Origin of the sequence: Plantactinospora sp. KBS50 (genome assembly GCF_002285795.1) — a bacterium.
Taxonomy (GTDB): domain Bacteria; phylum Actinomycetota; class Actinomycetes; order Mycobacteriales; family Micromonosporaceae; genus KBS50.
Genome location: NZ_CP022961.1, coordinates 3,201,443 through 3,214,357, shown reverse-complemented (window position 1 = coordinate 3,214,357; position 12,915 = coordinate 3,201,443). Strand labels below are relative to the sequence as shown.

The 12,915-nt window shown below is 74.3% G+C and carries 13 protein-coding genes and 2 pseudogenes; 8 read left to right on the top strand and 7 right to left on the bottom strand.

Annotated elements, in window-relative coordinates; translation table 11 throughout:
- Window positions 1–6 precede the first annotated feature (6 nt).
- Both CIK06_RS14350 and CIK06_RS14345 read left to right on the top strand, forming a co-directional pair.
- The gene (locus CIK06_RS14350) at window positions 7–1,494 is read left to right on the top strand and encodes an MFS transporter (RefSeq protein WP_095567829.1); all 1,488 of its coding nucleotides are present in this window, start codon (window positions 7–9) and stop codon (window positions 1,492–1,494) included.
- An 85-nt stretch (window positions 1,495–1,579) separates the two neighbouring features.
- A pseudogene (locus CIK06_RS14345) lies at window positions 1,580–2,295 on the top strand (thymidine kinase).
- A gap of 9 nt (window positions 2,296–2,304) precedes the next feature.
- Here the strand turns inward: CIK06_RS14345 and CIK06_RS14340 are convergent.
- A complete protein-coding gene (locus tag CIK06_RS14340; protein WP_369916150.1) occupies window positions 2,305–2,499 on the bottom strand; it encodes a hypothetical protein in 195 nt (64 codons plus the stop codon).
- On the opposite strand from CIK06_RS14340, the pseudogene CIK06_RS32430 reads away from it, so the two are divergent.
- Together CIK06_RS32430 and CIK06_RS32425 are read left to right on the top strand one after the other, a co-directional pair.
- Window positions 2,491–3,033: pseudogene (locus tag CIK06_RS32430) on the top strand (hypothetical protein); the annotation flags it as partial. The gene CIK06_RS14340 and the pseudogene CIK06_RS32430 overlap by 9 nt on opposite strands.
- 27 nt (window positions 3,034–3,060) lie before the next feature.
- Window positions 3,061–3,327 (top strand): hypothetical protein, encoded by a 267-nt coding sequence (locus CIK06_RS32425; RefSeq protein ID WP_369916271.1) that lies wholly within the window; start codon window positions 3,061–3,063, stop codon window positions 3,325–3,327.
- 72 nt (window positions 3,328–3,399) lie between these two features.
- On the opposite strand, the gene CIK06_RS14330 is transcribed toward CIK06_RS32425, so the two are convergent.
- On the bottom strand, window positions 3,400–4,389 hold the full coding sequence (locus CIK06_RS14330; RefSeq protein ID WP_095565252.1) for a tyrosine-type recombinase/integrase: 990 nt from the start codon (window positions 4,387–4,389) through the stop codon (window positions 3,400–3,402).
- Between the two features lie 170 nt (window positions 4,390–4,559).
- The gene (locus tag CIK06_RS14325; protein WP_095565251.1) at window positions 4,560–4,985 is read right to left on the bottom strand and encodes an Hsp20/alpha crystallin family protein; all 426 of its coding nucleotides are present in this window, start codon (window positions 4,983–4,985) and stop codon (window positions 4,560–4,562) included.
- A 233-nt stretch (window positions 4,986–5,218) separates the two neighbouring features.
- On the opposite strand from CIK06_RS14325, the gene CIK06_RS14320 reads away from it, so the two are divergent.
- Window positions 5,219–6,190 (top strand): pentapeptide repeat-containing protein, encoded by a 972-nt coding sequence (locus CIK06_RS14320; protein WP_095565250.1) that lies wholly within the window; start codon window positions 5,219–5,221, stop codon window positions 6,188–6,190.
- Here the strand turns inward: CIK06_RS14320 and CIK06_RS14315 are convergent.
- Together CIK06_RS14315 and CIK06_RS14310 are read right to left on the bottom strand one after the other, a co-directional pair.
- On the bottom strand, window positions 6,117–6,833 hold the full coding sequence (locus tag CIK06_RS14315; RefSeq protein ID WP_095565249.1) for a nucleotidyl transferase AbiEii/AbiGii toxin family protein: 717 nt from the start codon (window positions 6,831–6,833) through the stop codon (window positions 6,117–6,119). The genes CIK06_RS14320 and CIK06_RS14315 overlap by 74 nt on opposite strands.
- On the bottom strand, window positions 6,833–7,192 hold the full coding sequence (locus tag CIK06_RS14310) for a hypothetical protein (RefSeq protein ID WP_369916148.1): 360 nt from the start codon (window positions 7,190–7,192) through the stop codon (window positions 6,833–6,835). The genes CIK06_RS14315 and CIK06_RS14310 overlap by 1 nt, the downstream gene beginning before the upstream one ends.
- A 108-nt stretch (window positions 7,193–7,300) precedes the next feature.
- Here CIK06_RS14310 and CIK06_RS14305 point away from each other — a divergent pair, with 108 nt between their 5' ends.
- A complete protein-coding gene (locus CIK06_RS14305) occupies window positions 7,301–8,800 on the top strand; it encodes an MFS transporter (protein ID WP_232534206.1) in 1,500 nt (499 codons plus the stop codon).
- On the opposite strand, the gene CIK06_RS14300 is transcribed toward CIK06_RS14305, so the two are convergent.
- A complete protein-coding gene (locus tag CIK06_RS14300) occupies window positions 8,691–10,196 on the bottom strand; it encodes a DHA2 family efflux MFS transporter permease subunit (RefSeq protein ID WP_095565248.1) in 1,506 nt (501 codons plus the stop codon). The genes CIK06_RS14305 and CIK06_RS14300 overlap by 110 nt on opposite strands.
- 86 nt (window positions 10,197–10,282) lie before the next feature.
- Window positions 10,283–10,762 (bottom strand): MarR family winged helix-turn-helix transcriptional regulator, encoded by a 480-nt coding sequence (locus tag CIK06_RS14295; protein WP_095565247.1) that lies wholly within the window; start codon window positions 10,760–10,762, stop codon window positions 10,283–10,285.
- Between the two features lie 190 nt (window positions 10,763–10,952).
- On the opposite strand from CIK06_RS14295, the gene aroA reads away from it, so the two are divergent.
- Window positions 10,953–12,236 (top strand): 3-phosphoshikimate 1-carboxyvinyltransferase, encoded by a 1,284-nt coding sequence (gene aroA, locus CIK06_RS14290; protein WP_232534205.1) that lies wholly within the window; start codon window positions 10,953–10,955, stop codon window positions 12,234–12,236.
- Window positions 12,237–12,476: 240 nt separating this feature from the next.
- A complete protein-coding gene (locus CIK06_RS14285; RefSeq protein WP_095565245.1) occupies window positions 12,477–12,845 on the top strand; it encodes a YciI family protein in 369 nt (122 codons plus the stop codon).
- Window positions 12,846–12,915 lie beyond the last annotated feature (70 nt).

Genomic DNA, 12,915 nt, shown 5'->3' with positions numbered 1-12,915 from the left:
TCCGCCTTGGTCTCCACCGCCGACGCTCCGGACGGCGCCTCCGGTCACAGCCCGGACGGCGCCTCCGGCGGCACCGCCGCCGACGAACCGACCGGCGGGGAGCCCGCCGGGGACGAGCCCGCCGGGGACGGGCCGGCAGCCGGGCCGCCCCGGTCCACCCGCCGGGAACGGACCGGCTGGTACTTCTACGACTGGGCGAACTCGGCGTTCTCCACCACCGTGGTCACGGTCTTCCTCGGGCCGTTCCTGACCACCGTCACCGAACGCGCCGCCGGCTGCGCGATCGACGCCGACGACTGCACCGGTACGGTGCACCCGCTGGGCATCACGGTGGCCGCCGGCTCCTACTTCCCGTACCTGGTGTCGCTGTCGGTGCTGCTGACCGTGTTCGTGCTGCCGGTGATGGGTGCGGTGGCCGACCGGTCCCGGCACAAGAAGCGGCTGCTGGCCGGCGCCGCGTTCACCGGCGCGGCGGCCACCGCCGCGTTCGCGCTGGTCACCGGGGACCGTTACCTGCTGGGCGGGTTCCTGTTCCTGATCGCCAACGTCGCCTTCGGGGCCAGCGTGGTGGTCTACAACTCGTTCCTGCCGCAGTTGGGCGGCCCGGACGACCGGGACGCCATCTCCAGCCGCGGTTGGGCCCTGGGCTACCTCGGCGGCGGACTGCTGCTCGCGGTCAACCTGGTGGCGGTCACCCTGCTCAGCCGCAGCGGCGACCCGCAACGCACCCTCGACCTGGCCCGCTGGAGCATCGTCTCGGCCGGCGTGTGGTGGGCGGCGTTCACCCTGGTGCCGCTGCGCTGGCTGCGCGAACACCCGGCCCCCGACGCCGCCGCCGGGGGCAACGTGCTCACCGACGGGTTCCGGCAGCTCGGCGGGACGCTGCGCGGGCTCAAGGCGTACCCGCTGACGCTGTTCTTCCTGCTGGCCTACCTGGTCTACAACGACGGCATCCAGACCGTCATCGCGCTGGCCAGCCAGTACGGCACCAAGGAACTGCGGCTGGAGCAGTCCACGCTGATCGTGACGATCCTGCTGGTGCAGTTCCTGGCCTTCGGCGGGTCGCTGCTGCTGGGCGCCCTGGCCCGGCGGATCGGGGCGTGGAAGACCGTGCTGTTCAGCCTGGTGCTGTGGACCGGGGTGATCCTCGCCGCGTTCCGGCTGCCCGCCGAGGCACCGCTGCCGTTCATGGTGCTCGGCGCCGCCATCGGGCTGGTGCTGGGCGGCAGCCAGGCGCTGAGCCGGTCGCTGTTCAGCCAGCTCATCCCGGTGGGCAAGGAGGGCGAGTACTACGGCTTCTACGAGATCAGCGACAAGGGCACGAGCTGGCTCGGGCCGCTGGCGTTCGGGCTGGTGTTCCAGTTGACCAACAGTTACCGGGTCGGCCTGGTGTCGCTGCTGATCTTCTTCGTGGTCGGGTTCGTGCTGCTGCTGGCCGTACCGATGCGCCGGGCCGTGATCGCCGCCGGCAACACCCCGCCGCGGCTGTTGTAGGGCTGTGGGGGGCGGTGCGCCGCCCCCCACACCCGCGACCCGAACCGGAGATCATCATCGCGGCCATGGGCTAGGCTGCCCGACCGTGACCGACGACTCCGCCCTCGCACCGACCTGCCTCGTCCATCCCGGCGCCGCCGGACCGGAGCACGCGGGTTGCGTCCCGGAGCGGCAGGACGGGCGGCCCCGGCACGCGGCGGCGCTGAAGTTCTTCTGGGGGCCGATGGACTGCGGCAAGTCGACGATGGCCCTGCAGATGAACTACAACCACGCCCGGCAGGGCCGGCGCGGCCTGGTGCTCACCCGCATCGACCGGTCGCTGGGGCCGCGGATCACCTCGCGGATCGGCATCGCGCACGACGCCATCGAGGTCACCGACGAACTCGACCTGCTGTCCCTGGTCCGCGACCGGTGGGCGCAGGGCATCGGGGTCGACTACCTGATCTGCGACGAGGCCAGCTTCTACACGATCGCGCACGTGGAGCAGATGGCCGAACTGGTCGACGCGCACGACGTGGACGTGTTCGCCTTCGGCCTGGCCACCGACTTCCGCTCCGGCCTGTTCCCCGCGGCGCAGCGGCTGTTCGAACTGGCCGACGAGGTGGCCCGGATCCAGGTCGAGGTGTTGTGCTGGTGCGGCCGGGAGGGGCTGCTCAACGCCCGGGTTGTCGACGGCGCCGTGGCCCGAGAGGGGAACAGGTGGTCATCGGCGACACCGTGGACTCGGCGCGGGTGCGCTACCAGGTGCTGTGCCGCCGCCACCACCGCACCGGGGATCTGGGTCCCGCCCTGGGCGGCTGACCCACCCGCTCAGACGGGTACGTCGCCGCAGACCCGCCACACGTCGCCGTCGCGGACCACCACCAGGGTGCGGCGCTGCACCGTGCCGCTGCGGCGCACCAGTTGCACCGCCACCGACCCGCGGGGCTGGCCGTCCCTGGTGGCCACCTTCACCTCCTTGACGGTGTACCGCAGCACCGCCTCCGGACCGGTGGCGTGCCGCACGAACTCGTCCCGGTTCCACCGCTGCCGGGTGGCAGGGCACAGTTCGTCGTACGCGTGCCCCGCGTTTCCCGCCGACACGTCCCGCAGGAAGGTGTCCGCGGCGTCCCGCACCGGGCCGCTGGTGCCGCGCAGGATCTGGAAGTTCCAGGCGCCGAGCCCGGCCGCGCCGACGCAGCACACCACGATCAGCACACCCGCCGACAGCAGCGCGGTCCGCAGCACCGGCGGCCGGCGGGTCGGTCGCTGCGCGGCGGCCTCGTAGGACACGTCCACCAACGTAGAGACCGCGGCGCCCGGGCCGCAGGCAAAGCACCAGGTACGTCCCGGCCGCGCGACGGAGCGCCCGGTTGGTACATTCGACCGATCATTGCGCTGACGATCGACCCGAGCGCCCCGGTCCCGCCGTACGAGCAGATCCGGGCGGGCATCGCGGCGCTCGCGGCCGGCGGCGAGCTGCCCGCGGGCACCCGCCTGCCGCCGGTCCGGGATCTGGCCAGCGACCTCGGGCTGGCCGCGAACACCGTCGCCCGGGCGTACCGGGAGCTGGAACGGGCCGGTCTGGTGGCCACCCGGGGCCGGCACGGCAGCTTCGTCACCGCCCGCGCGGCCGGGGCGTCCGAGGAGGCCCGCCGGTTGGCCGTCGACTACGCCGCCCGCAGTCACGAACTGGGTGTGGCCCCCCGGCAGGCGCTGGAGCTGGCCCGGGCCGCCCTGGGCCTGGACCCCGAGCCGACGGCACCGGCACCGGCGTCCGCGGCACAGTCCACCACCGCACCGGCCGCCACCGCCCCGGCGGCCGCGGCACCGGCGGCCGGCGAGCGTCCCTGACCGCACGGACCCACCCGCGCCGGGCCGACCCCCGTCGGGCCCACCCGCGCCGGGCACGGCCGGTGACGGGGGTCAGTCCGTGCCCCGGCGGGCGCGGGCCGCCCAGATCGCGTACGCCGGATCCCGGTCCAGGTTGTGCCGGTCCCGGTCGTAGCGGCGGGTGGTCCGCGGATCGGCGTGCCCCATCGCGTCCTGCACGTCCTCCAGCGGCACCCCCTCGGCACGGGCCGCGGTGGCGAACGCGTGCCGCAGCGAGTGCGGCGACAGCGACGCCCAGGCCGGGATGCCGGCCGCCCGGGCCAGCCGGCGGACCAGCCGGAACACCGCGTGCCGGTCCAGCCGGGCGCCGCTGGCGGTGACCAGCAGCGGCCCGTCGAGACGCTCGACCGGCACTCCCGCCGCGGCCGCCCGGTCCCGCAGGTACGCCTCGACGGCCTGCACCGAGGCGGGGGTGAGGGCACGGCGGCGCGGCCGGCCGCCCTTGCCGACGAACCGGACGCTGCGGTGGCCGCGTTCCTGACCCAGGTCGGCCAGGTCGAGGGAGACCAGCTCACCGACCCGCAGGCCCAGGTCGGCCAGGAGGGTGACCACCGCGACGTTGCGGGCCGCGGTGCCGCCGGTGGCCGCCGCCGCGGCCGCCAGCAACGCGTCCACCTCGGCCGAGGTCAGCCCGACCGTGCTGGAATGGTCCCGGTCCACCCGCGGCCGGTCGGCACCGGCGACCGGGTTGGTCGGCACCGCGCCGAGCTTGAGCAGGAAGTCGTACCAGCTCGACAGCGCGGACAGCTTGCGGGCCACGGTGGCGCCCGACAGCGGCCGGCCAGCGGTGCCGGACTCCTCCAGCTCGCGGGCGTAGGTGTTGACGTCGAGGAACACGGCCGCCAGCGGGTCCACGCCGTGCCCGGCGCACCAGCCCAGCCAGCCGGCCACGTCCCCGCGGTACGCGGTGCGGGTGTGCTCGGACAGCCGCCGGTTGCGCAGCCAGGCGTCGGTGAAGTCCAGGGCCGCGGTGGGTCGGTCGAGCGTGGCGCGGACCCGGGCGGACAGGGCGGAACCGGACATGCGAGAAAGATTCCCAGATCGGGGCCGGGAAGCGAAGCCGACGCGCCCGGGCATCGGCCGGCGGGTGCCCCTGCCGCGGCGACGGGGTGGCGCGGGCGCAAACACCGCGGCGGCGGCCCGGAGCATCCGGGCCGCCGCCGCTTGCGGGTACGACGATCAGGCGCTGATCGTCAGGCGTTGATCGGCTGCCGGCCGTTGCCGGTCGCGGCGATCGAGATCTTGCGCGGCTTGGCCCGCTCGGCGACCGGGATGCGCAGGGTCAGCACCCCGTTCTCGTAGCCGGCCTCCAGCTTCTCGGTGTCCAGGGTGTCGCCGAGGAACAGCTGCCGGGTGAAGACACCCATCGGGCGCTCGGCCGCGACCAGCTCGACCTTGTCACCGGTGGGCCGGCGACGCTCCGCCCGCACCGTCAGCACGTTGCGCTCGACGGTGCAGTCGATGCTGTCCGGGTCGACGCCGGGCAGGTCGAAGGCGGCGTAGAAGTACTCGCCGTCGCGGTACGCGTCCAGGTGCATCACCGCCGGCCGGGTGCTGGTGCCGAAGAACTGCTCCGCGAAGCGGTCCATCTCCCGGAACGGGTCGGTACGCATCAACATGGTGGCGCCTCCTCCTCGAATCTCCCACGTGTTCGAGACCTCGGGTGTCGAAGCCTCAGGATTTCGAAGCTCTGGGTTGAGTGGCTGTGACTCAACTTCCTCTTCTTATTTACCTCGCTCCGGGAGGGGTCGTCAACTCGAAAGCGCCCGCGCCGGGAAGTGACCTGGGCCACTCCGGGTGGCACGCGACGGTCGCCCGCCGCGCGTGGGGTGGCGCGGCAGGCGATGCCATGATGGGCGGGTCCGGACCGAAGCCCCCGGATCGGAGACCTCGCCCTGCCCGATTCCCCCCGCACCCCGCCCGGGACGCGCCCCAGGACGCGCTGCGGGCCGACTGCGCCCGCTGCTTCGGGCTGTGCTGCGTCGCGCCGGCCTTCGCCGCCTCGGCGGAGTTCGCGCTGGACAAGCCCGCCGGCCACGCCTGCCCGAACCTGCGCGCCGACTTCCGCTGCGGCATCCACGCCGACCTGCGGCGGCGCGGCTTCGCCGGCTGCACGGTCTTCGACTGCTTCGGCGCCGGCCAGCGCGTCTCCCGGGTCACCTACGGCGGCCGGGACTGGCGGGGCCACCCGGAGACGGCCGGCCAGATGTTCCGGGTGTTCGCCGTGCAGCGACAACTGCACGAACTGCTCGCGTACCTGAGCGCGGCGCGGGCACTGCCGGCCGCCCGGCCGCGGCACGCCGACCTGGACGCGGCGCTGGCCGAGCTGTACCGGCTCGTCGACGCCGACCCGGAGACGATCCTCGCGACCGACGTCGCCACCCGCCGGGCATCTGTCAATGCTTTGTTGACAAGTGCCAGCGAGTTGGCCCGCGCCCGGCGGCCCGGCCCACAGCTACGCGGCGCCGACCTGACGGGGACGGATCACCGCGGTGCCGACCTGCGCGGGGCGAACCTGCGGGGGGCGTACCTGATCGGCACCGACCTGCGCGGCGCGGACCTGCGCCTGGCGGACCTGACCGGCGCGGACACCCGCGGCGCCCGGCTGGCCGGCGCCGACCTGCGGGACGCGCTGTTCCTGACCCAGCCCCAGCTCGACGCCGCCACCGGCGACCCGGCCACCCGGCTGCCGGCGGCGCTGACCCGCCCGGCGCACTGGCCGGACCGCCCGGTGAGCGCCCCGACCCCGGTCAGCGCCCCGGCCAGGCGGCGAACCGCCGCCGCAGCACCGCCACCGCGGCGGCGTCCAGGCCGTAGCCGGTGAACTCCCGATCCGGCATCCGGTCCAGCCGGGCGCCCACGGCGGCCACCTCGTCGTCCCCGATGGCCGGATCCATCGTGCGGGCCAGGCCGATCAGCGCGGGCGGGTCCATCGACCCCAGGAAGGCCGCCACGTCGATGTAGTCGCGCGGCTCGGCCCGCGACACCAGGGCCGCGACCTTCCACGCCCGCAGGTCGTCCAGGTGCATCACCGGGCCGATGTCCAGCACCACCGGACCGTGCCGGCGGTGCAGCCGGCCCAGGGTCAGCCGCACCTGCGCCGGCGTACCGTCCCGGTAGGCGACCAGCTCGACCAGCTGGTCGTCCAGCCCGGCCACCAGTTCGGCAAGCCAGCCCTCCACGGGCTGCACCTCGGCGCGGATGCCGGCCGCGGTCAGCGCCGTCCCGATCCGGGCGGCCGCCAGGGACAGGCCACCGCCGGCGGCGGCCGGGCCACTGCCGTCCCCGTCGCCGGAGTCCCGGAACAGGTCGATGTCCTCGGTGGGCCGCACCAGCACCCCGTGCGCCACCAGGGCGAGCCCGCCGCCCAACACGAACCCGTCGTCGCGGGCCACACCCAGCGCGATCCGGGCCACCCGCTCCTGAAAGGGGTCGATGTCCCGCAGGGGGTCGATCCGGTCGGGCATCAGGCGGCGGCGGTACCCGGCGCGGCCAGCTCGGGGTGGTGGTCCTCCCACGCCCGACGGACGCCCGGCGGCAGGTACAGATCGGGCCACACCCACCGCAACAGGGCACCGGCGAGCAGGGACCGCAGTTCCTCGAAACGGACCGCCTCGCGCAACACGATCTCGTACGCGCGGCACCGCTGGTACGGGTCGTCCAGGTCGAACCGGCGCAGCGCGACCGGCTGCCAGACCATCCGGTGCGGCAGCTCGACCGTCCCGTGCACCGGCCCGCACAGTTCGCCGAGCGTCGGCGCGACAAGCGCCATCCGGCCCGGTCGGCTCTGCCACCGGCGCATGAGAAACGCCGCCCCCTGTTCCACGAGCCTAAAATACCCCGCCCGGCGCGCCCCGGGCCGTACGGCGCCCGACCGGTCGCCCGGCGCCACCGTCGCCGGGTTGACTTCGCGCCCCCTCCAAGGACGAGGATCATGACCATGACAGTCTCTCCGCCACCGTCCGCGGCCGACCGCCGCCGCCGGCTGCTGGTGCTGGCCATCTGCTGCACCAGCATCGTCGTCGTGGTGATGGACATCTCCATCGTCAACGTCGCGCTGCCGGCCATCCGCGCCGACCTGCACGCCACGGTTTCCGGCCTGCAGTGGACGATCGACGCGTACACGCTGGTGCTGGCCAGTTTCCTGGTGCTGGCCGGTTCGACGGCCGACCGGCTGGGCCGGCGCCGGGTCTTCCAGGTCGGCCTGGCCGTGTTCGGGCTCGGCTCGCTGCTCTGCGGCCTGGCCACGGGCATCGGCTGGCTGATCGCGGCCCGGGCGGTGCAGGCGGTCGGGGGCACCATGCTCAACCCGGTGGCGATGGCGATCGTCGCCACCACGTTTCCCGACGCCGCGCAGCGGGCCCGGGCCATCGGGGTGTTCGCCTCGATGAGCGGCCTGTCGCTGGCGCTGGGCCCGGTCCTCGGCGGCGCCCTGGTGGACGGCTTCGGCTGGCACGCCATCTTCCTGATCAACGTGCCGGTCGTGGTCGTGGCGATCGTGGCGGTGGCCCGGTTCGTCCCGGAATCCCGCGCCGAGCGGGCGCGCCGGTTCGACCCGGTGGGTCAGCTGCTGGTGATCCTCGTGCTGGGCGGCGTGGTGTACGCGATCATCGAGTCCCGCCAGGCGGGCTGGACCTCGCCGGTCATCCTCGGCCTGCTGGCGGCGGCCGCCGCCGGCGTGCTCGGCATCCTGGGCTACGAGCGGCGCCGCGCCGACCCGCTCCTGGAACTGCGGCTGTTCCGCAGCGTGCCGTTCAGCGCGGCGATCCTGATGGCGTTGTGCGCGCTGTGCGGGTTCGGCGCGTTCCTGTTCGTGAGCACCCAGTACCTCCAGGACGTCCGCGGCATGTCGGCGCTGGCCGCGGGGCTGTGCCTGGCTCCGGTGGGTGCGCTGGTCGTGGCGCTCTCCCCCGGCACCGGCCGGCTGGTCGGCACCCGCGGTCCGCGGCTGCCGCTGGTCGTCGCGGGCGCGGCGCTGGCGGCCGGCGGCGCCGTGTCGGTCTGGTTCGGCCCGGCCACTGCGCTGCCCGCGGTGCTCGGCAGCTACCTGCTGTTCGGGGTCTTCCTCGGCACGGTCAACCCGCCGATCACCAACACCGCGGTCGCCGGGATGCCCCGCTCGATGGCCGGGGTGGCCGCATCGCTGGCCTCCACCGGCCGCCAGACCGGCACCACCCTCGGCGTGGCGATCGCCGGCAGCCTGCTGGGCTCGGCCGCGGCCCACGGCGGTGCCGTTTCCTCCGGCGAGGCGTTCGTCGACGCGGCCCGCGGGGTGTGGTGGCTGGTGTTCGGTCTCGGCCTGGGCGTCCTGCTGCTGGGGCTGGTCAGCACCGGCCGCCGGGCCGCCGGCACCGCGGCCCGGGCCGCCGCGCTGTTCGACACCGTCGACGGCGCCGCTCCGGCCGGGGGCGTAGGACCAGGACGGCGAGGGTGAACGCGGCGACCAGCAACCCGGCGCCGGCGGTGAAGGCGAGCCGGTAGCCACCGGTCAGCGCGACCGCCGGGTCCGCCCCGGCCGCGAGCAGGTCGCCGGTGCGCGTGGCCGCGAGGGTGGACAGCACCGCCACCCCGACGGCCATGCCGAGTTGCTGGGTGGTGTTGAACAGCCCGGACACCAGCCCCGCGTCGTGCTCGCCGGCCGCGGACATGGCCAGGCTGGTCAGCGCCGGCAGCGCCAGCCCGAAGCCCGCGGCGAGCAGCATCACCGGCAGCAGGTCGACCGGGTAGTCGGACCGGACCGGGATCCGGGCCAGCAGCGCGAGCATGGCCACCAGCAGACCCAGCCCGGTCAGCAGGATCCGCCGCTCACCGTGGCGGGCGTTGAGCCGCGCGGAGATCCCCAGCGTGACCGCCCCGATGACCAGCGCGGCGGGCAGCATGGCCAGACCGGTTCCGGCCGCGCCGTACCCGGCGACCCGTTGCAGGTAGAGCGCGATGAGCACCTGGAAGGAGAAGGCCGCGGCGACCATCAGCAGTTGCACCGCGTTGGCGCCGGCGACGGCCCGGGAGCGGAACAGCCGCAGCGGCATCAGCGGGTGCCGGGCGGTGGCCTGCCGGGCGACGAACGCGCCGAGCAACAGCACGGCGACGGCGGCCCGGCCCAGGGTGGCCGCCGACGTCCAGCCGGCGCCCTCGACGCGTACCAGGGTGTAGATCCCCACGGTCAGGCCGGCGGTGACCAGCAGCGCCCCCGCGAGGTCCGCGCCGGCCCGCAGGCCGATGCCCCGGTCGGCCGGCAGCAGCGGTACGCCGAGCAGCAGTGCGGCCAGCCCGATGGGCACGTTGATGACGAAGATCCAGTGCCAGTCCAGGGCGTCGGTCAGCACCCCGCCGAGCACCTGGCCGATCGAGGCGCCGGCGGCGCCGGTGAAGCTGAACACGGCGATCGCGGTGCCGCGTTCCCGGGGTGCGGCGAAGAGGGTGACCAGGATGCCGAGGCTGACGGCGGTGGCCAGCGCGCTGCCGGCGCCCTGGAGGAACCGGGCGGTGATCAGCGCGGCGGGCGAGTCGGCCAGGGCGGCCAGCAGCGACGCCGCGGTGAACACGGCGGTGCCGGCCAGGAAGACCCGCTTGCGGCCGACCAGGTCACCGAGCCGGCCGGCGAGCAGCAGCAGGCTGCCGAAGGCGATCAGGTACGCGTTGACCACCCAGGTCAGGCCGGTGGCGGAGAACCCGAGGTCGTCCTGGATGGCCGGCATGGCCACGGTGACGATGCTGCCGTCCAGGACGGCCGTCAGCAGTGCGGTGGCGACGACCGCGAGGGCGAGCCAGCGGGATCGCGGCGGTGCCGGCGCGGTGGCGGGCGGCGCGGGGATGGATGCGGTGGACATGGTCGTCCTTCCCGTGCGGAAAACGCAACGGGAAGGACGCTATTAGATAGTTCCGTTGCAGACAATCTGCAACGGAGTTAGTCCCGTCACTGGCGGGCGCGCCGGGCCGCGGCGGTACCCTCCGGCGCGACCGCAAGGTGCCCCTCCACCAGGCGGTTCATCGCCCGCAGGAAGACTTCGCGTTCCTCCTCCGGCAGCGTGGCGAGCGCCTCCCGGTGCACCCGGTCGACGATCTCCTGACTCCGGACGGCGAGCCGGGCCCCCTTGTCGGTCACCGCCACGATCCGGGCCCGGCGATCCCGGGTCGACGGGCGGCGCTCGGCCAGACCGGCCCGCTCCAGCGCGTCCACCGTGACCACCATGGTGGTCTTGTCCATGTCCCCGATCTCCGCGAGTTGGATCTGGGTCCGTTCCTCGCCCAGCGCGTGCACCAACACGCAGTGCATCCGGGCCGTCAACCCCACCTCGCCCAGCGCCGCCGCCATCCGTGCCCGCAGCACGTGCCCGGCATGGTCGAGCAGGAACGACAGGTCCGGTTGGAGGCGCCCGGGAGCCATGGCGGTCATCCGCCGAGCGTACCCGCCTCGATCCGGAGCAGATTATCCAACAACGGACATTGTCGTCCGGTCGTGGCCAGGCGACGGCGTCGACGGTCACCGGCGCCGGACCCGTCGGCCCCGGGGCCGACGTCCCACTCCCCGGACGCGTCGGCGCTCGGTCGGGCGTACGACGCCGGTTCTCGGGGAGACTGACGCCGTGCCCTCGCTCGCCGACGACCTTCCCGACGTCCTCGCCGTACCGACCGTGCCGGCCGCGCCGGACGTCACGGTACGACCGCCCGGTTCCAAGAGCATCACCAACCGGGCGCTGCTGTGCGCCGCGCTCGCCGACGGACGCAGCCGGCTGTCGGGGGCGCTGTTCGCCGACGACACCCGAGCCATGATCGGTGCGGTGGCGGCGCTCGGCGCGACCGTCACCGCCGACGAGCCGAGCCGCGAGTTGACGGTGACCGGCATCGACCCGCGGCGGGCCGCGGCGGTGGCGGCGGTCGACGCACGCCAGTCCGGCACCACCTCCCGGTTCGTACTGCCGGTCGCGGCGCTGCGGCCCGGCCGGACCACCGTCGATGGCGCCGCGCAACTGCGGGCGCGGCCGATGGGGCCGCTGCTCGATGCGCTACGCCAACTCGGTGCCCAGGTGCAGGAGGGCACCGACCAGGGACACCTGCCGGTGACCGTGAGCGGTCCGCTGCGGGGCGGCCCCGCCCGACTGCCCGGGCACCTGTCCAGCCAGTTCCTGTCCGGGCTGCTCATGGCCGGGCCGCTGATGCGCGACGGCCTGGCCGTCGAGCTGACCTCGCCGCTGGTGTCGGTGCCGTACGTGACGATGACGACCGCGGTGATGGCCGCCTTCGGGGTGACCGTCGACGGGCTCCGTACCGCGCCCGGCCGGTACTCGGCCACCGACTACGCGATCGAACCCGACGCCAGCGCCGCCTCCTACTTCCTGGCCGCCGCCGCCATCACCGGCGGCCGGATCACCGTGGACGGCCTGGGCACCGACAGCGTCCAGGGTGACGTGGCCTTCGCCGACCTGCTGGCCCGGATGGGTGCCCGGGTGGAGCGTACGGCCCGCCGGCTGACCGTGACCGGCACCGGTTCGCTGCGGGGCATCGACGTCGACATGGCCGACATCTCCGACACCGCGCAGACCCTGGCCGCCGTGGCGGTGTTCGCCGACTCCCCCACCCGGGTACGCGGAATCGGGTTCATCCGGCGCAAGGAGACCGACCGGATCGCCGCCGTGGTGACCGAGCTGCGCCGGGCCGGCATCGACGCCGTCGAGGACGACGACGGCTTCACCATCCACCCCGGCCCCCCGGCACCCACCCGGTTCGCCAGCTACGACGATCACCGGATGGCGATGAGCCTGTCCCTGCTCGGCCTGCGCGTGCCGGGCATCGAGATCGCCGACCCGCGCTGCGTCGCCAAGACCTACCCGGGCTTCTTCACCGACCTGGCCACCCTCACGTCCCGCTGACCGGCCCGGGGCGCACCGTCACCGGCACGGCGTGTAGGAGGCGCCGGCCCAGGGGGCGTACGGGCAAGATGGCCGGCCTCTCCATCACCCCGTGGCCGCCGGTCGAACCGGCCGGCCGGCGAACGCGATCCTTCCGGACGGTCATCCACGGGTTGGTGTGCGCCGTGTCCGATCCGGGAGGCACCGTTCGTAGAACAGCAGAGGCGGCCGGAGCAGGCGGCCAAGACGAGGAGCCATGGGATGACCCAGTACCTGATCTCGTTCGATGACGGCGCGATGGACCACATCCCCGAGCAGGACTGGCCCGACGTGGGGAAGGCTTCGCACGCGGTGGTCCGGGAGGCCATGGGCGCGGGCGTGTGGCTGTTCGGCGCCGGACTCCACCGCCAGCGGGCGAGCATCGTGGCCACGGACGGAATGGTCACCGACGGCCCCTTCCCGGAGACCAAGGAGGTCATCGGCGGTTTCTCGATCGTTGACGTGCCGTCCCGCGAGGAGGCGCTGGCCTGGGCCGCCCGGATCGCCGGCGCGTGCCGCTGCGCACAGGAGGTCCGGGAGCTCATGCCCGACCCCGAACATGACGCCTGGCTTCGCCGGGTTGGCAGATGATTCCGCCAGGTCGGCAGCTGACGCGGACAACAGGGCGACCGGTGTCCAGGGCACCGCGCTGAGGCCGGGG